Origin of the sequence: Oceanobacillus phoenicis, assembly GCF_047238145.1 — a bacterium.
Lineage (GTDB): Bacteria > Bacillota > Bacilli > Bacillales > Amphibacillaceae > Oceanobacillus.
This window is the reverse complement of sequence record NZ_JBDFME010000001.1, coordinates 2,593,057-2,610,024: the sequence shown is the minus strand read 5'-3', so window position 1 is coordinate 2,610,024 and position 16,968 is coordinate 2,593,057. Positions and strand designations below refer to the sequence as shown.

Sequence of the window (16,968 nt, the reverse complement as noted above, 5' to 3'; positions counted from 1 at the left end):
TTTCTCTCCCTTATGCAATAATTTTTGATAAAACACCGTTCACAAATTTCCCTGATTGTTCATCCCCAAATGTATGCGCAAGTTCGATTGCTTCGTTTATAGAAACATTTTGTGGAATATCATCCATGTACATTATTTCTAAGATAGCCATTCGGAGAATCGTTCTTTCTACAGAAGCTATACGATCTATTGTCCATTTTTCCAGGTGAGCAGAAATCTTCTCATCAATAACGGTTTTTTTCTGTATAACTCCTTCCACTAATGATCTTAAGAAAACATCATTACGTTCCTTTTCTTTTAAAGTTTCCATTACATCTTCTAATTCCGTCTCATTAATATCCAACTGAAATAAGACCTGAAAAGCTTTTTCTCTTGCTTTATGTCGATTCATTCTATTTTGACTCCTTCTAATTCCTTCATTTACTGTTAAAATAATAACACGTTTCACTTTTGCTTGGCTAGGATTCAACCATACCATATAAACGATTTTAGCATATCCTATAACCTTTTAGTGAACAAAAGAAAGCCGTCAGTAAAAGATATATTACTCAAACGGCTCTTATTGTACCCTATAGCAGGTTATAATATCGGATTGTCCTCTTTCAACATTTTCCTTTTGTATTTGTACACATGCTGAATCGTGTATGTTTGTAAATACAACTGGAGTTATTGTTGAGAACCCGTGCTTGTCCAGATAGTCTAGATCTACTTTTAACAATGGTTGTCCAGCTTCTACAAATTGATTTTCATCAACTAAAATATTGAATCCGGATCCTTTTAAATTTACAGTATCTAATCCTACATGGATTAATATTTCTCTACCACCATTAGATTGTATGCCAATTGCATGATTGGTCGGAAAAATATTATTGATTTTCCCGTCTACAGGAGAAACAACCACTCCCTCTTTAGGAATTATCGCAAATCCTTCTCCCATCATTTTACCAGAGAACACTTGGTCAGGAACATCCGTTATCGGTATCATTTGACCTGTTAATGGTGCTACGAATGTTTCATCTTTAACGGATCCAACATTATTCTCCTTTATTGCTTTAACATCTTCTCCTTCTCGAGGTCTCCTACCTGTAACAATATCTTGAATTTGTCCCTTAATGGTTTCGGAGCGAGGACCAAAAATTGCTTGAATATTATTTCCAACTTCTAAAACACCGGATGCTCCTAATTGTTTTAATCTATCCTTATTTACATCACGAATAGAATCAACTGATACGCGCAACCTGGTAATACAAGCATCTATATGAGTAATATTTTGCAATCCACCTATTGCTTCTAACACTTCATTCGCTAACTCATTTTTACCAGAATTTGTACCATGATTATTCCCATCTGATTCTTCTCTACCTGGAGTTAATAGGTTAAATTTCTTAATAAAGAATCGGAATAGGAAATAATAAATTAACGCAAAAATTAATCCAAGCATTATTGTGATCCACCAAGGCTCTTGTCCTGGTAAAATACCAAAAAGAACAAAGTCGATTGCTCCACCTGAGAAAGTATATCCTATATTTACACTAAAGAAAGTCATTAGAACAAAAGAAAAACCATCTAAAATTGCATGAAGCAGAAATAGTAATGGTGACACAAACATAAATGAAAATTCAAGAGGTTCTGTAATTCCTGTTAAGAAAGAAGTAAGTGCACCTGAAACAAGTAGACCAGCAACTAATTTCTTCTTAGCTGGTTTAGCAGCATGGTACATGGCTAAGGCTGCTGCCGGTAGCCCAAACATCATAATAGGAAATTCTCCCGCCATAAAATTACCAGCTGTGAATTCCACTCCATCTTTTAATTGCGCAAAGAAAATGGTCATGTCTCCACGCACAATATTACCTGCTTCGGTCGTATAGGATCCAAATTCATACCAAAAAGGCGCATGAAATATATGATGAAGTCCAAACGGAATTAATAATCGCTTTATAAACCCAAATAAAAACACTGCTACATATGTTCCTTCTTCAATTAGCCAATAAGAAGCATTATTCATTGCGTCTTGTATTGGGGGCCAAATAAACAGTAACAATATGCCTATAACAAATGAAAACCCAGCAGTAGCTATAGGGACAAAACGCTTTCCAGCAAAGAATCCTAAGAAGGAAGGCATTTCGATATTATGAAATCGATTGTAACAAAATGCAGCAATTAGACCGACAATAATTCCTCCAAATACACCTGTTTGTAATGTTGGAATACCTAAAACAGATGCAAAACTCGGATCCGATTCAATCATTTCAGGATTTACACCAATCCAAGATCCCATAACTTGATTTAAAACCAAATAACCGACTAATGCGGCTAATCCCGCTGCACCATCACTCGCAAGCCCTATAGAAACACCAATAGCAAATATCAATGGTAAGTTCTCAAAAATAATTCCACCTGCATCTTCCATAACAGTGGCAACTAGTTGAACCCACTCCAATTGAAGAAATGGAAGGTACTCTAACATCGTATCCTGTTGCGCTGCATTACCAAAGCCGAGCATCAAACCAGCAACTGGTAATAGTGCAACTGGTAACATAAGTGCTTTACCAATTTTCTGTAACACACCAAATGCTTTCCTAAACATTCTTCTCCCCCCTCTAGCAAGTACCGAGTACAGTAAAACATAAAAAAAGCATGAGTATCTATTGCAAACAACCGTTAAGTTGTTAGACTTAACGACTGTGCATTTATCTACTCATGCCTGATCGTATCAGTAGCACGTAATTTCTTCCACGTGTGACGGGCCCGTAATACCTCATTGAAATGAAGTGTCACTTTATTCATATTTTTGATAAAGACGTTGTAAATGCATCGTTAAATAGACAGCTTCTGCCTCGTAGACCGGTTTTTTAATACTATGCTGCATAATTTTCATTAATTTCCAGCTCAAATTATAACATATTGGATATTCTGTTTTCAATAACTCTGCAATCTTTCTAGGTTCTTGTACAACTTCACCTTTTACCAATCGATCAATTGTATATCTGATATGACGAACCAACCTAATGTACTCAATACCTGCTCGATCAATCTTAATATTTAATTTACTTTCAATTAAATCAATTAATTGTGTGATTAATTGAGAGTATCGATTAATATCTGATATTTTTTTATTGTATATAGCACTATGTACGTGTAAAGCAATAAAGCCAATTTCTCCATCAGGTAAATTAATCTCTAATTGTTGGTTTAGAAAATCAACAATATCTGAAGCAATTTCAAATTCAAATGGATAAAGGATTTTTGTTTCAGATAAGAATGGATTTATAATTGCCATACCTTTTTCCAATCGATTAATTGCAAATAAAAGGTGATCCGTTAAAGCAACGTGGACTTGTTCATTTAATATTTCACTCGATCTTTTTTGAATCATTTCAATGGAATCAATAATTTTCTGCAGTAAGTAATCATCTATCTGTGGTACCATTTTTTTGTATTGATTTTGTTGTTCTTGATCTCGTAATACAAATAATTTCTCAACGAATTCTTCTTGGATAGTATCATTCTTTTTATAATGAAAACCTATTCCATTACCTATTAACACCACTTCATTTTGATAATTATCTCTGGCTATTAATACGTTATTATTCAATGACTTTTTAACAGTAAAATCAGACATATTACCTTTCTCCCATAACTATCTTTGAATAAGTCTAATTGTAACATAAATGAAAGAAATTTATAAAAATTATTAAGCTTATTCATAAAAAAACACAGGTCATGCTTTCATGACCCATGTTTTCACACTAACTACTCTGATTCTTCTACGTCGTCTTCCATCTGAATACCGACAACATGAACATTTACTTCCTGTAAGTCAATGGCTGTCATGGAAAAGATGGTTTGACGAATATTCGTTTGTAAATCCTGCGCTACTTTTGGAATGGGTGGACCAAATTTCAAAATAACATAAATGTCAATGGAAACTCCGTCTTCTTTTAATTCTACTTTTACACCTTTACTGTGTGATTTCTTCCCGAAACGTTCAGCAACGCCTGATGCAAAGTTACCTCTCATTGCATATACTCCTGGTATTTCTGTAGCTGCTATTCCAGCTATTACCTCTAACACTTCAGGTGCAATCTCTACTTTACCTAACTCATTTAGATCACTTACTTCTAATAATGGTTGTTCACTCATTGCATTCACTCCTTATTCGGAATCATCTGTTTCCTGCAAAATCGGATAATCAGTAAGGAAATTGGTATTAAAATCACCTTCTTGAAATACTGGGTGATTCATAATTTGATAGTGAAAAGGAATTGTTGTAAAGACTCCTTCAACAACAAACTCATCTAATGCACGCTTCATCTTATTAATCGCTTCTTCTCTTGTTGATGCATACGTTATTAGCTTAGCAATCATCGAATCATAATACGGAGGAATTCGATAGCCACTATACGCACCAGAATCAATTCGTACTCCTAATCCACCAGGTGGCAAATACATTTCAATCTCACCGGCAGATGGCATAAATTTTTGGTATGGGTTTTCTGCATTGATACGACATTCAATAGCCCAACCATCCATCGTTATATCTGATTGAGTAACTGATAACTTTTCACCATTTGCGACATTGATTTGCTCTTTAATCAAATCAATCCCCGTCACCATTTCTGTTACAGGATGCTCTACTTGTATTCTAGTATTCATTTCCATAAAATAAAACTCATTTGTTTTTCTGTCAAAAATGTACTCAATGGTACCAGCACCAACATACTCTACTGCTTTTGCTGCTTTTACAGATGCTTCTCCCATTTTAGCACGGATGGATTCATTTAGTGCAGGAGAAGGTGATTCTTCAATTAATTTCTGTAGTCTTCTTTGAATCGAGCAATCTCTTTCTCCAAGATGAACAACATTACCATGAGTGTCAGCAAGTATTTGAATTTCAACATGACGAAAATCTTCAATGAATTTCTCCAAATAAACTCCTGGATTTCCAAAAGCTGTTTCTGCTTCTTTTTGCGTTATCTCCATTCCCTTAATAAGGTCTTCTTCATTATGTGCAACACGAATCCCTTTTCCGCCACCACCAGCAGTAGCTTTGATAATGACAGGATAGCCGATATCATTAGCCACTTCAATTGCATCTTCTATTGTATCGACAATTCCTTCTGAACCTGGAACAACAGGTACATTGGCGTTTTTCATTGTTTCTTTGGCAACATCTTTAATTCCCATTTGTTGAATTGCTTTAGGAGTAGGGCCAACAAAGGTGATATTACAAGCTCTGCATATCTCTGCAAAATCAGCATTTTCAGCTAAAAAACCATATCCTGGATGAATAGCATCTACTTCAGTTAATGTTGCAACACTCATGATATTCGTTATATTTAAATAGCTGTCTTTACTTAATTTTGGACCAATACAATATGCTTCATCGGCTAATTGTACATGCAATGATTCGCTATCGGCTTCTGAGTAAATGGCAACCGTTTCGATATTCATTTCCTTACAAGCACGAATAATACGAACCGCGATTTCCCCTCTATTAGCTATTAATAGCTTCTTAATCAATTATTCCATCCCCTTACTTCTTTACTCTGAATAATGGTTGTCCATACTCAACGAGTTCTCCATTCTCAACCAAAATTTCAACGATTTCTCCTGATACTTCTGCTTCAATTTCATTAAACAATTTCATTGCTTCGACAATACATACAACACTGCTAGGGTCCACTTTTGTTCCCTTATTCACAAAAGAATCTTTTTCCGGTGATGAAGCAGAATAAAATGTACCAACCATCGGTGAAGTAATTTCATAATCATAATCTACTGAAGAACTAGATGATTCATTTGTTGCCTCTTTCGTTTCTTCAGCTCTTATTTGCTGTTGGTTCTCCAAAGTTGGTTGACTAGTAACTTCTGTTACAGTTGGACTTGGCTGTGTTACTTGTTGCTGACTACTATACTTTTTCATCGATATATTTGTCCCATTTGTTTCATATGAAAATTCTGTTATAGATGATTCATCGACCATTCTAATTATTTCCCTTAATTCTTCTACATTTAACATAACCGGCACTCCTCGCTTGTATTTTTTCTTATCTTTTGTTCAAGCTTTTACGATTAGGTACTAATATTACCTCTTAATATATTACGATACAATCAGGGTAAACATCAAGTAAATCTATATTTTCTAACAATTTAACTTAATTATATCAGTAATAAAAATGCTTTGCTATGTAGGAATCAACTTCTCTTTTATGCAGAAAAATATATTTTAAATCTCACAAAAAAAACGACGGAAGAATAAATCCGTCGATTAGTTGAATTAGATCTTATTATTATTCTCCTGTAGTAGGTTGGAAATTAACTTCAGTCGTAATATCCCTACCAAATTCATCGCGAACCATTTGCATAATATTTACTGCTTCTTCGTCTGATAGTTCTTCTACTTTTACATGTACATGAACCTTATCACCGTCAGTGCGAACAAGAACATCTTCATAACCAGTTGCACCTAGTATTTGTTCTTGTAAAATTTTCTCTTTAGAAGATAATTCTTCTAATTGATCAATTTCTTTTAAAGCTTCATCTTTCTCTTCTGCACTAGCAGATCCCGAAGCTACTACATCTGTTAGACGACTCTTTTGTTTACTGCGCTCATCTTGAACTTCCATACGAATAGTGGTGAATACTTCGTCACTACCAACATTATTTGTACTTTCTATTTCAGCATTTTCATCTCCATCTGCAGGAGCAGTTGTTTCTTCTGAACCATCTTGTCCATCATCAATAAAAGCTAAATCATCACCATTTGGTGAGAAGATGTAGAAAACACTAAGAACAACCATTAGACTAAGCATTGTTAATAACCATACTGTTTGTTTTTTTAACATATAAATTCCTCCTTAATTTTTTGGCATTACTGAAATTTTATGCGTAGGGACATCAAGTACTCGTGACACTGCTTCTATCACTTGATTTTTTAAAGATGGTGTTTCAGCCCCTTTTGCAACAACGAAAACTCCTCTAACTTCTGGTTGTTTTGTTTGTATAAGTAGTGGTATTTCTTGATCACCGCTACGAAACAAAACTACTTGACTCTCTTCAGTTTGATCTTCTACTACTCTAGAACCGCCATTTCGATCTGTCTCATCCGTTGTTTGTTGACCTCTCGTTTGATTTTTTTCGTAAACTTGTTCACTAGTTGCATCAAGATTTACCATAACTTCTGCATCATTCACACCCTGTATCTTGTTAAGCATCGTAGCCAACTGACCCGACATCTCTTCTTCTAATTGCGATATATCAGAACTTGCCATTTCTTCTTCCCCTTTGGTTGGTTCTGATTGATCGCTTGGTGGTTCTAAACTCATTTCTGGTTCTTCATTAGATGAGAATATATTACTTATAAAAAGCAGTAGCAATCCTGTTAAACCTAATATGATTAAATAACCAATTTTCCTAGATGGCTTCTTGTCCTTCTTTTCCTTATCATTCTGTTCATTGTTCGGCCTGAAAAAAGAATCTATTTTATTTTTCAAGATGTCCCTCCCTCCCAATAAACGGTTACTTTTTTATCAGTAATTTCCCACAATTCCATAAGAAGCATCTCCATTTCTGAAAAATCCACCTCCGGACTTGTTTTCTCCGAATTTGAATCAATTACCACGTCTTCAACTGTATTCACCGCTCCCTCCCCTTGTTCAGCTTCTTTTATAAATACAATGACTTCTGTAAGATCCTCAAAGGAAACTTCGCTCTTTTCTGTAAATTGAAATTCGATGTCTTCTACCATCATGTTATATTGTTCCTTTAAGGGGTCCTCGGCAACATTTTCCAATTGGACAGCCATTTGTTCTAAAATATATGCATCTTGACTCGCTTGTATTTCATTTTTTTGAAATTCTATTTGATTTTCTAGAGAATCAGTTGATTTATATTGTTGTTCTATTTCATTCATGGAACTTGATATGACAGTATCTATATCGGTATCAAACAAGTGAAAAACTGGTTGCAAAATAATTAAAATTAATACCAATCCTGTTACTAAACGAACGTATTTTTTAAGGTCATTTGCAGGAATAAGTAAATCAATGATAGAGGCAATTATGATAAAAATTATGATTTGAGTTACCCAATCGATTAGTAAATTCATTGATTCTATCTCCCTATCGTAATAGTATGGTGAGATTACTAGCCGCCACGATAATCACAATTGCCAATAGAAACATAAGCGAAACGGCTAATAAACATGCAAGTATGTAAAGGATGTACGTGCTAATCGTATTCAATGCTTGTACGATTGGTCCTCCACCGATCGGTTGTAATACAGCAGCTGCAATCTTATAAATTAACGCTATTGCGGCGACTTTTATTGCAGGAAATGCAACAATAAATAAAATAACAACTAGACCAGCAATACCTAACGCATTTTTTAAAATTAATGAAGCACTCAAAATTGTATCTGCTGCATCTGTAAACGTACGACCGACCACAGGTATAAAATTACCGGTAACAAACTTTGCAGTTTTCATTGCTACACCATCTTGAATTGCTGAAGCGGTTCCTTGAACAGAGATAACCCCTAAAAATATGGTGAGAAATACTCCGAGTGTACCTAACGCAACAGATTTAAAAAGATTCGCTAAATGAGTAACTTTGTAATTTTCATTTAAACCGCTAATAATCACTAACATTGCAGCCAAGAATAATAATGGCAAAACAAATACTGAAATAAATACGCCACTAAAATTAATTAAAAAAATAATAATGGGATGAAAGAAGGAAATAGAAACAACATTTCCAAAACTAGCCATCATTCCTAAAACAAGAGGCAATAATGCAATCATAAAACCTTTCATTGTGTCAATTGCTTCTTTTGTATAAGAAGTTGCTAAATAAAAACTATTCAACACGAGAAAAATTAATACTAAAAATATTACGAAATACGCCACTCGACTAACAGTTGTTTTTTCAAATGCGGATTGCATAGATTGTAATACAACTGCAAATAATGTCAGCATAAGCAAACTTCCTAATAATTTTCCATTGAGAATTAACTCGTGAAATAGGTAGTGCAGTAATTGAGTAAGGATATCTTTGATAGAGAAAGAGTTTATATCTTTTATAAAATCGTAAAAACTTGTTTTTTCTAAATCAGGTATAGCCTGTCCATATTCATCGACAATTTCCTCCCAATAAGTCTGAACCCCTTCTATTGATATTTCATCTAATAGCGCATCCTTTAGTTCTGTAGTAGGGATTGGTTCAGCAGATATAGAAGCTTGTCCAATAAACATGAACAATATAGTGAAGAGAATCACTCGAATTCCTGTTGAATACTTCATTCACTTCAATTGCTCCCTTCAGGCTCTATATTTTTAGACATTCGGTAAAAAGCCAACAATTGCTTCAATAACTGATGTAATAATTGGAACTGCTAATAACAAAATAAATATCTTCCCTGCTAGTTCAATATACTTTGATACCGAATCTAGTCCTGCGTCCTTCGTTAGATGAGATCCTATTTCTGCTATATATGAAATACCTATTATTTTTAGAATCGTATTCAGGTATAACGTCTGAATATTCGCCTGATTTCCTAAGGAACGAATTGTTTCGAAAATAAGTTGAATTTGTTGAATTACTGAAAAAAATATAATGATAGCTGTAATTAAAATTAAGAAAAAAGCAAGTGATTTATTAATTTCTTTTAGTAAAATGTAAAGAATAGCTGCCACAACACCTAATAATACAATTTGGAGAATATCCATTAGAAAGCTCCTTAGAATAAAAATACCGATTTAATTTGTTGGAATAAATCTGATAATCCATTTACGACAATGACAAGAACAATAATAAAACCAATTAATGTCGCAAATTGAGCAATTTCTTCTTTTCCCATTTGTTTTAAAATTGTATGAATGAGTGCTACTATAATTCCAATACCTGCAATTTGGAACAGTATCGATGCGTCTAAAAACATGCATTTGCCCCTTTCTTCCCACCCATCGAGATATATTAGTAACTTAAATAAATAGCAGTACTAAAAATAGTCCACATAGCACTCCTAGTGTTTTTGATAACTTTCCATAATGTTGATAGGCGTCTTGAGCTTCACTCAGCTGTGTTTCTAAATAAACTTTTGTTAGATGGATATGCTTTTGTTGTTGTTCAATATCATGCTGCCCTAACGATTTTCCGAATTGAAGTAAGATTTCTTCATCACTAGACTGTAATGCAGAATTTCTTATTAAAAGACTTACCTGCTTCTCCCAAATTTGATCAAAATCAAAGGGTATTTTGTCCATTTGTTCAGCCATACCACGAAAAAACAATCGAATTGGGTCAGGACTTTTATGGGCGATAATAAAGAAAGCAGCTTGTAGTGAAACTTGACTATAAACCATTTCTGCTTCAAGTACTTGTAAAGCATTAATTATTTGTCGTAAATGTTTTGGTCGTTGCTTCAAGCGATTACTCCATTCAAACCCGATGGTGGTTGCTGTCACGATTAAAAGCAGTGCTCCAATCCACTTCATGTATAGTACTCCTCTTTGACAATTTAATTTCATCACCAGTTGAATCATAAACTTTCTGTATTTTACCTATGTTTGTCCCTTTCCCCAATAAAATATATCTTTCAAATACCTGTTGTTCTATTAACTTTTTCATAGATGGTCGCTTATTTAAATCCATCCATTGATTCGCATGAGCCGTACAGATAATAGTTACACCAGTATGAATCGCCTCCAATAATGCCTCTGCATCTTCCTCCGCTCCAATTTCATCGACAACAATTATTTCTGGTGACATAGAACGGACGAGCATCATCATTCCTTCTGCTTTTGGACAGGCATCCATAATATCAGTTCGTGCTCCTACATCATGTTGAGGAATACCTCGTAATGAAGCAGCTATTTCAGACCTTTCATCTACTATTCCTACCTTTTTTGACCTATTCATTGGTTGATCTATCGTCGCAATCATTCTTGTTAAATCACGAATAATCGTTGTTTTTCCTGATTGAGGGGGACCGATTATCATAGTATTAAGATAGTTATTATTTTGGTACATATATTTAAATACTTCTTGTGCTGCATTCCTTTTTTCCTTAGCAATGCGAATATTAAAACAAGATATATGTTGTAATGCCTTGACACCTTTACCCGAGGTGTTTACTCTTCCGGCAATTCCAACCCTATGTCCACCTTCTATGGTGATATAACCTGAACGTAGTTCTTCTTCCATGCGATATAAAGAGAATTCACTTATTTGATTTAATAAATAATTCCCATCACTTAATTGAGGTTTTGTATCTTCGAGCCACTCTGTGTATTTATCAAATATCAGTTCGATAGGTCTACCTATTCGAACTCTAATTTCTTGAAGTTCTTCTTCATTATGGATAATTTTTTCTTTTATACGGCGTTGTAAGTGTATTGGGAAGAGTCGTAAAATCTTGTCCATAATATTTCCTCATCTCTAGATAATCTTTATACTAAATGTATGTGATAGAAGATATATTATGACCAATTGGAGGTAACTGAAAAATTGATATTTAGTTAGGGGGTAACCTTGTTTTTGTATAAGCACAAAAAAACGCCCTAAAAAGTCTCTTTGACTTTTTGGGGCGTTCGTACATACATATTAAAATGGCTACGTGATTTAAGCTCTTGATACGTATTTACTATCAGATGTATTGATAACTAATACATCTCCTTCGTTTATAAAGAATGGAACTTGTACAATCAATCCTGTTTCAAGCGTCGCAGGTTTAGAACCACCACTTGCAGTATCACCTTTAATACCAGGTTCTGTTTCTGTTACTGTTAGTTCAACATTATTTGGTAGTTCTACCCCTAGAATTTCATTCTCATAGCTTATGATAGAAACTTCCATATTTTCTTTGATAAATTTCAACTGTTCTTGAATTTGTTTGCCTTGAATTTCAATTTGATCATACGTATTCGTATCCATAAATGCATGTGCATCTCCAGAAGCATACAAGTATTGCATTTTACGATTTTCAATATGTGCTTTGGCAACTTTTTCACCTGCACGGAACGTTTTTTCCTGAATATTACCGCTTCGTAAATTACGTAGTTTAGATCTTACAAAAGCAGCTCCTTTTCCTGGCTTCACATGTTGAAATTCGATTACTTGCCAAATATCATTATCTACCTCAACTGTGAGCCCTGTTTTAAAATCATTTACTGAAATCATTTTTTGTTCCTCCTATGTATGGGTATTAAAGCTGAATCAATTCTTTTGGAGCAAAGGTTAGTCGCTCGTTACCTGTGTCAGTTATCACAATGTCATCCTCGATACGACAACCACCAAGTCCTTGTACGTATATTCCTGGTTCTACGGTTACTACCATTCCAGGCTTCAAAATTATATCAGAACGAAAAGATAATCCAGGACCTTCATGAACCTCTAAACCTAGTCCATGGCCAGTAGAATGTCCAAATTGTTCCCCGTAACCTTTCTCTGTAATATAATCTCTTGTTAGGCTGTCAGCTTCTTTTCCAGAAATCCCAGGTTTCGTACCTTTCACTCCACGAAGGTTCGCCTCTAATACTATATCATATATTTGTCTAAGTTCTACAGATATTTCACCTACTGCAACCGTTCTGGTAATATCAGAACAATACCCATTGTACAAAGCACCATAATCTAGAGTGACAAGTTCACCAGATTCAATTTTCTTATCTGAAGCAACACCATGCGGTAAGGCAGATCGGTATCCAGATGCTACAATGGTATCAAAACTGGAAGAGGTTGCTCCTTGACGACGCATAAAGAATTCCAATTCATTTGAAACTTCAATTTCAGGTACTCCTGGTTTAATGTAATTTTGAATATGAGCGAATGCATCATCAGCAATTTTAGCAGCTTTCTTCATCACTTCTAATTCATCCTGAGTTTTAAACATACGCAATTCTTCAATCCATCCACTTACGGGAATAAGGTCAACAGAAAAAGATTTTTGGTAGGATAAATACTCTGAATAAGTTGTATAGTCCTTTTCAAATCCTAATCGTTTTATATTATTTTCACTAATTAGTTTACTAACTTCCGTAGCTACCCCACCTTTATGTTCTACGATATCAAAGTCTGGTGCTTGAGCAGTAGCTTGTTCTGTATATCTAAAATCTGTAATAAATACTGCTTTTTTTTCAGTAATCAAAGCAGTCCCCGCACTCCCAGTAAAACCTGTAATATAGCGTCTATTATACGGGCTACTAATGATAACAGCTTCAACATTATGTTCTTCCATTCGATTTCTTAATTGTTCTAGTTTAATCAATTCTCCAATCCTCCCATGTAGTCAGAAAACTATCTATTTTTGTATTTTAGTTTAACACAAATTCAATAGTTTGAATAATTATTCGGAGCTTTCTGATTGAGGAGGTTTCGCCTTTTGCCAGTCTTCATAATTATAAGATATAGAGTAACCTACAAATGTACCGTATAGAACAAACACGCAAATTGTTGTAACCCATGTATTCAACGATAGTTCAGTTATGTGTGGAACATTCGGAAAAAGTGGTTGAAATACAAAGAAAACAATTCCCCATACAGCTATCCCAAATACGATACTCACCCAGAGTGAATAAACTTTCTTTAACAATATATAGTAAAGAAATGCAATAACTACAGATACTATACCACCTATAAGAATTGTGAAAAAATTCCCTAACCATTTATCTGTCCAATCAGCATTGATCCATGAAGTTAATAAAAAAGATTTAGGTGATACCTCCATAAAATTAAAATAATAAAATATACTAGCTATTAGACTCCATAAAACCCCTCCTATAAACCCGGTAAATAACGACCTTGCTAGTAATGTGAGTCGATCAACATTTTGGTTAGAATGATTTTGTTTCGCAGAACTCATGTAGTTACACCTCCATCGATTAGTATTGCCAATCGAAGATGAACTATCACATTTTAAATGAAAATTCTTTACTATAAAGACAATCGAACATTGCATAAATAATAATTTAAAGGGAAGAATATAATATAAATAACGTCTAACTCGTTAATACAAACTTGTTCAAATATAGCAAATTGGTATATTATTAAGGTAAGTAATCTCCGTCTAATCCTCACTATTAAACCAAGAGAAAACTAATCATGCTAAGTGAAGGGCTACGAAGACACTTATAAAGTTGATAACCATCAAGTGATGTATATAAAATTGATTAGGAGGGGTGTAGATGAGAAATAAATCTATGGCTATACTGGTGTATATAATAATTGGATTAGCTGCTGTTGGGCTTTTTTCACAATTATTTGGGAATACTATTTCTTTCCTTTCCAGAATATTAGTTACCATTGTAATTGGGGCAGCCATCTTTGGTATACTTTACTACTTTTTTGTTAAGCGTAATTCCCCTACAAATACAGAAGATCGAAAAAAGTATAAACAAGCTGTGAAACAATCTAAGACTAAATATAGTTCCACCTCTTCTTCTATACCAAAAAAAACATCCCATAAAAAGAAACGAACAAAAAAAGCAAGTCATTTACGTGTAATTGAAGGAAGTAAATCGAAAAAAAAGAACCGTGCATCATATTAACGGTTCTTTTTTTTCGATTTATCCATGCCACTTTTTCAAAAATTTTTCAGTACTATTTTTTCCGGAAACAATTAATCTCTGTCTCATCTCTTCTGATAATGAGAAATTCATGGTTGCTGTCCCCTCAACAGGTACAAAAATAATATTTTTCTTATCGTTAGTAGAAATATATCTAGAATCATGTGCCTGTTTCATTGTAGAGAAGAGAGCTTGAAACATGTCAATTGCATTATCGATCTTTCTCGGCCCAATCTCTTGAGTTATTTCCGTTAATTTCACACCTAATAATGGCCGTAACGGTTTATTTGCAGGCTGATCAAAAATCCACATTGGAAAGTTACTGAGTAATCCTCCATCAACAACAATGCTTTTTTGTTTATACCTTCCAGGTACTCTTTTGGGCATAAAGAAATACGGAAAGCCAGCACTCATACGGACAGCCTTTGAAACCGGGAAATATTCTGGTTTTATACCATATACTCTTTCTAAATCATCAGGGATCACTACTAATTTCCCCAAAGATAAATCACTTACAACTACTTTTAAATAACCATCTTTAATATCAGAGAAGGTTTTAATATGTTTACGCTCTAAGACATCCGTCAACCATGTTTCAAGTTTATCCCCTTTGTTAATTCCAAGCTGGAAATAAAGAAATAGCCATTTTGACAAAGGTAAGAATTTTGTAAGCAAAGGTGGGTCCGCTAATGAAGAAAGATCTAATTCTTTTATAAGCTCATTAATTTCTTCATATGAGTACCTTGCTGCAATCATCGAAGCAATAATCGCTCCAGCAGATGTTCCTGCAACTCGTTCTAATTCAATATGATGTTCCTTAAAGGTTTCTAAGACACCTACATACGCAAAAGCCTTAACTCCTCCTCCAGAAAAAACACCATCTATATTCATAGCATCTCTCCATACAGTTGTTACTTCATATATAAGCACAACGATTAGGAGTTATTCCAATAAGTAAATATAAAATGAAAAAACCGAACTAATCGGATCAAACATCCCTAATAGCTCGGTTCTATTTTTAGTTTTGGTCTGTCTTATTTACTTGCTGGTCACTTTCTTTAATTACTTTTTTTAGATCCTTTACTCGTGAATCATCATTTTTAAAATAATTAACAAGGTCCCCAATACGATCAATAGAGTTCCAACTCAAATGATGTTCAATTCCTTCTACATCTTCATAAATATTTTCATCATTTACTCCAATTATTTCTAAAAACTCTTCCAACAATTCATGACGGAATACTAGACGTTCTCCGATCTTCTTACCTTTAGACGTTAATACAAAACCACGATACTTCTCGTAATCTAGATATTGATCTTTATCTAATTTTTGTACCATTTTTGTGACAGAAGATGGATGAACATCTAAGGCTTCAGCAATTGCTGATACACGGGCATATCCTTTCGATTCAATTAAGTTATATATAATTTCAATATAATCTTCCATACTAGGTGTAGGCATAAAACGCGCTCCTTAAATAGATATAAATAATTTTTATCGTAGGCAACTTTTTTTCTATACTATGAGCATACATGAATGTTGGGTTAGACTCAAGTTTTTATTACAGAGTGCAATTAACCGTAGCATTGCGAGTGCCCTATTGGCTCGGATAGAAATGACGAGCAGATGCTGTTGGGCAATCTTGTAAATCCCACTAGTTTCTGAAATATTCTACTAAATCAAACCTTGTCTATCTACAAACAATAAATATGAAGTCTAAATTCTTTCCTTTTAAATAAAAACTTTGAAAAATAGGCTCACTACACATATAATGATAATGTAGACTTAGAATTACGGGGGACCTAGAATGGAAATTTTAATTATTGCATTAGTCGTTTTATTAGCGGTAAGTCTATTCCGCTATTATAGACAAAAGAATTATTTAAAAGTATTAACCGAAGATCAATTTCGTGAAGGATATCGAAAAGCACAATTAATAGACGTTAGAGAGCCTCAAGAATTTGATAGAGGTCATATTTTAGGAGCTAGAAATATTCCAATGACCCAAATGAAACAACGTCTTGTAGAAATGCGTAAAGATAAACCAATTTATTTATATTGCCAAGGAAGTTCACGCTCAGCAAGAGCAGCCCAATTACTCCATAAAAAAGGATATAAAGAAATCTACCAGCTTAAAGGTGGATTTAAAAAGTGGACAGGTAAAATTAAGACAAAAAAATAGCATGAAAAATGTAAACCGAACCATCGTGTGATGTAGTTCGGTTTTTACTTTTTACTATTAGTAAGCAAATTATGTCATTGAATCAATTTCATAATTATTATATTTGGTATGAAATCCAAATGTTGTGCTGTTTGATTCCATTTTGTTAACTTAAAAAACCGCTACTTATATTAGTAACGGTCTTTTCAAGATTTATTTTAATGTAACTAGATTTTAAACAG

At 34.0% G+C, this 16,968-nt stretch carries 21 protein-coding genes; 2 read left to right on the top strand and 19 right to left on the bottom strand.

The window, feature by feature from the left end:
- Positions 1 to 10: 10 nt before the first annotated feature.
- The 17 genes from nusB to ABC346_RS12900 all read right to left on the bottom strand — a co-directional run bounded on the left by nusB (position 11) and on the right by ABC346_RS12900 (position 13,861).
- On the bottom strand, positions 11 to 391 hold the full coding sequence (gene nusB, locus ABC346_RS12980) for a transcription antitermination factor NusB (RefSeq protein WP_413235236.1): 381 nt from the start codon (positions 389 to 391) through the stop codon (positions 11 to 13).
- Between the two features lie 168 nt (positions 392 to 559).
- Entirely contained in the window at positions 560 to 2,587 is a 2,028-nt protein-coding gene (gene ptsG / locus ABC346_RS12975; protein WP_413235235.1) for a glucose-specific PTS transporter subunit IIBC, read from the bottom strand.
- A gap of 192 nt (positions 2,588 to 2,779) precedes the next feature.
- The gene (glcT, locus tag ABC346_RS12970) at positions 2,780 to 3,622 is read right to left on the bottom strand and encodes a glucose PTS transporter transcription antiterminator GlcT (protein ID WP_413235234.1); all 843 of its coding nucleotides are present in this window, start codon (positions 3,620 to 3,622) and stop codon (positions 2,780 to 2,782) included.
- 131 nt (positions 3,623 to 3,753) lie between these two features.
- Positions 3,754 to 4,143 carry an Asp23/Gls24 family envelope stress response protein gene (locus ABC346_RS12965; RefSeq protein ID WP_413235233.1) on the bottom strand — a complete coding sequence of 130 codons (390 nt, stop codon included), beginning with the start codon at positions 4,141 to 4,143 and terminating at the stop codon, positions 3,754 to 3,756.
- Between the two features lie 12 nt (positions 4,144 to 4,155).
- Complete coding sequence (gene accC, locus ABC346_RS12960; protein WP_413235232.1) at positions 4,156 to 5,523, bottom strand: acetyl-CoA carboxylase biotin carboxylase subunit; 1,368 nt, start codon at positions 5,521 to 5,523, stop codon at positions 4,156 to 4,158.
- A gap of 13 nt (positions 5,524 to 5,536) precedes the next feature.
- Complete coding sequence (gene accB / locus ABC346_RS12955; RefSeq protein ID WP_413235231.1) at positions 5,537 to 6,022, bottom strand: acetyl-CoA carboxylase biotin carboxyl carrier protein; 486 nt, start codon at positions 6,020 to 6,022, stop codon at positions 5,537 to 5,539.
- A gap of 271 nt (positions 6,023 to 6,293) precedes the next feature.
- Entirely contained in the window at positions 6,294 to 6,848 is a 555-nt protein-coding gene (locus ABC346_RS12950; RefSeq protein ID WP_413235230.1) for a SpoIIIAH-like family protein, read from the bottom strand.
- Between the two features lie 12 nt (positions 6,849 to 6,860).
- The gene (gene spoIIIAG, locus ABC346_RS12945; RefSeq protein WP_413235229.1) at positions 6,861 to 7,496 is read right to left on the bottom strand and encodes a stage III sporulation protein AG; all 636 of its coding nucleotides are present in this window, start codon (positions 7,494 to 7,496) and stop codon (positions 6,861 to 6,863) included.
- Positions 7,493 to 8,110: a stage III sporulation protein AF gene (spoIIIAF, locus tag ABC346_RS12940; RefSeq protein WP_413235228.1), complete on the bottom strand. Its 618-nt coding sequence runs from the start codon at positions 8,108 to 8,110 to the stop codon at positions 7,493 to 7,495. The genes spoIIIAG and spoIIIAF overlap by 4 nt, the downstream gene beginning before the upstream one ends.
- 13 nt (positions 8,111 to 8,123) lie before the next feature.
- On the bottom strand, positions 8,124 to 9,302 hold the full coding sequence (spoIIIAE, locus tag ABC346_RS12935) for a stage III sporulation protein AE (protein ID WP_413235227.1): 1,179 nt from the start codon (positions 9,300 to 9,302) through the stop codon (positions 8,124 to 8,126).
- Between the two features lie 33 nt (positions 9,303 to 9,335).
- On the bottom strand, positions 9,336 to 9,728 hold the full coding sequence (gene spoIIIAD / locus ABC346_RS12930; protein WP_413235226.1) for a stage III sporulation protein AD: 393 nt from the start codon (positions 9,726 to 9,728) through the stop codon (positions 9,336 to 9,338).
- A gap of 11 nt (positions 9,729 to 9,739) precedes the next feature.
- Complete coding sequence (spoIIIAC, locus tag ABC346_RS12925) at positions 9,740 to 9,940, bottom strand: stage III sporulation protein AC (protein WP_017797006.1); 201 nt, start codon at positions 9,938 to 9,940, stop codon at positions 9,740 to 9,742.
- A 43-nt stretch (positions 9,941 to 9,983) separates the two neighbouring features.
- Positions 9,984 to 10,496, bottom strand: coding sequence for a stage III sporulation protein SpoIIIAB (gene spoIIIAB, locus ABC346_RS12920; protein WP_413235225.1), 513 nt, complete (start codon positions 10,494 to 10,496; stop codon positions 9,984 to 9,986).
- Positions 10,441 to 11,424: a stage III sporulation protein AA gene (gene spoIIIAA, locus ABC346_RS12915; protein ID WP_413235224.1), complete on the bottom strand. Its 984-nt coding sequence runs from the start codon at positions 11,422 to 11,424 to the stop codon at positions 10,441 to 10,443. Before spoIIIAA ends, spoIIIAB begins: the two co-directional genes overlap by 56 nt.
- Positions 11,425 to 11,622: 198 nt before the next feature.
- Positions 11,623 to 12,180 (bottom strand): elongation factor P, encoded by a 558-nt coding sequence (efp, locus tag ABC346_RS12910; RefSeq protein ID WP_413235223.1) that lies wholly within the window; start codon positions 12,178 to 12,180, stop codon positions 11,623 to 11,625.
- Positions 12,181 to 12,205: 25 nt separating this feature from the next.
- The gene (locus ABC346_RS12905) at positions 12,206 to 13,267 is read right to left on the bottom strand and encodes a M24 family metallopeptidase (protein WP_413235222.1); all 1,062 of its coding nucleotides are present in this window, start codon (positions 13,265 to 13,267) and stop codon (positions 12,206 to 12,208) included.
- Between the two features lie 78 nt (positions 13,268 to 13,345).
- Complete coding sequence (locus ABC346_RS12900) at positions 13,346 to 13,861, bottom strand: YqhR family membrane protein (protein WP_413235221.1); 516 nt, start codon at positions 13,859 to 13,861, stop codon at positions 13,346 to 13,348.
- A gap of 322 nt (positions 13,862 to 14,183) precedes the next feature.
- Between ABC346_RS12900 and ABC346_RS12895 the strand changes: the two genes are divergently transcribed.
- Positions 14,184 to 14,546 carry an SA1362 family protein gene (locus ABC346_RS12895; protein ID WP_413235220.1) on the top strand — a complete coding sequence of 121 codons (363 nt, stop codon included), beginning with the start codon at positions 14,184 to 14,186 and terminating at the stop codon, positions 14,544 to 14,546.
- Positions 14,547 to 14,564: 18 nt separating this feature from the next.
- Here the strand turns inward: ABC346_RS12895 and ABC346_RS12890 are convergent, their stop codons facing one another.
- Together ABC346_RS12890 and mntR are read right to left on the bottom strand one after the other, a co-directional pair.
- Positions 14,565 to 15,455, bottom strand: coding sequence for a patatin-like phospholipase family protein (locus ABC346_RS12890; protein WP_413235219.1), 891 nt, complete (start codon positions 15,453 to 15,455; stop codon positions 14,565 to 14,567).
- 127 nt (positions 15,456 to 15,582) lie between these two features.
- Complete coding sequence (gene mntR / locus ABC346_RS12885; protein ID WP_413235218.1) at positions 15,583 to 16,026, bottom strand: transcriptional regulator MntR; 444 nt, start codon at positions 16,024 to 16,026, stop codon at positions 15,583 to 15,585.
- A 346-nt stretch (positions 16,027 to 16,372) separates the two neighbouring features.
- On the opposite strand from mntR, the gene ABC346_RS12880 reads away from it, so the two are divergent.
- Positions 16,373 to 16,747 (top strand): rhodanese-like domain-containing protein, encoded by a 375-nt coding sequence (locus ABC346_RS12880; protein WP_017797015.1) that lies wholly within the window; start codon positions 16,373 to 16,375, stop codon positions 16,745 to 16,747.
- The last annotated feature ends 221 nt before the right edge of the window (positions 16,748 to 16,968 follow it).

What these genes read in the sequence shown, in the direction of transcription:
- nusB (WP_413235236.1), bottom strand. Translation starts at nt 391, where the DNA reads ATGAATCGACATAAAGCAAGAGAAAAAGCTTTTCAGGTCTTATTTCAG.
- ptsG (WP_413235235.1), bottom strand. Translation starts at nt 2,587, where the DNA reads ATGTTTAGGAAAGCATTTGGTGTGTTACAGAAAATTGGTAAAGCACTT.
- glcT (WP_413235234.1), bottom strand. Translation starts at nt 3,622, where the DNA reads ATGTCTGATTTTACTGTTAAAAAGTCATTGAATAATAACGTATTAATA.
- ABC346_RS12965 (WP_413235233.1), bottom strand. Translation starts at nt 4,143, where the DNA reads ATGAGTGAACAACCATTATTAGAAGTAAGTGATCTAAATGAGTTAGGT.
- accB (WP_413235231.1), bottom strand. Translation starts at nt 6,022, where the DNA reads ATGTTAAATGTAGAAGAATTAAGGGAAATAATTAGAATGGTCGATGAA.
- ABC346_RS12950 (WP_413235230.1), bottom strand. Translation starts at nt 6,848, where the DNA reads ATGTTAAAAAAACAAACAGTATGGTTATTAACAATGCTTAGTCTAATG.
- spoIIIAF (WP_413235228.1), bottom strand. Translation starts at nt 8,110, where the DNA reads ATGAATTTACTAATCGATTGGGTAACTCAAATCATAATTTTTATCATA.
- spoIIIAE (WP_413235227.1), bottom strand. Translation starts at nt 9,302, where the DNA reads ATGAAGTATTCAACAGGAATTCGAGTGATTCTCTTCACTATATTGTTC.
- spoIIIAD (WP_413235226.1), bottom strand. Translation starts at nt 9,728, where the DNA reads ATGGATATTCTCCAAATTGTATTATTAGGTGTTGTGGCAGCTATTCTT.
- spoIIIAC (WP_017797006.1), bottom strand. Translation starts at nt 9,940, where the DNA reads ATGTTTTTAGACGCATCGATACTGTTCCAAATTGCAGGTATTGGAATT.
- spoIIIAB (WP_413235225.1), bottom strand. Translation starts at nt 10,496, where the DNA reads ATGAAGTGGATTGGAGCACTGCTTTTAATCGTGACAGCAACCACCATC.
- spoIIIAA (WP_413235224.1), bottom strand. Translation starts at nt 11,424, where the DNA reads ATGGACAAGATTTTACGACTCTTCCCAATACACTTACAACGCCGTATA.
- efp (WP_413235223.1), bottom strand. Translation starts at nt 12,180, where the DNA reads ATGATTTCAGTAAATGATTTTAAAACAGGGCTCACAGTTGAGGTAGAT.
- ABC346_RS12900 (WP_413235221.1), bottom strand. Translation starts at nt 13,861, where the DNA reads ATGAGTTCTGCGAAACAAAATCATTCTAACCAAAATGTTGATCGACTC.
- ABC346_RS12895 (WP_413235220.1), top strand. Translation starts at nt 14,184, where the DNA reads ATGAGAAATAAATCTATGGCTATACTGGTGTATATAATAATTGGATTA.
- ABC346_RS12890 (WP_413235219.1), bottom strand. Translation starts at nt 15,455, where the DNA reads ATGAATATAGATGGTGTTTTTTCTGGAGGAGGAGTTAAGGCTTTTGCG.
- mntR (WP_413235218.1), bottom strand. Translation starts at nt 16,026, where the DNA reads ATGCCTACACCTAGTATGGAAGATTATATTGAAATTATATATAACTTA.
- ABC346_RS12880 (WP_017797015.1), top strand. Translation starts at nt 16,373, where the DNA reads ATGGAAATTTTAATTATTGCATTAGTCGTTTTATTAGCGGTAAGTCTA.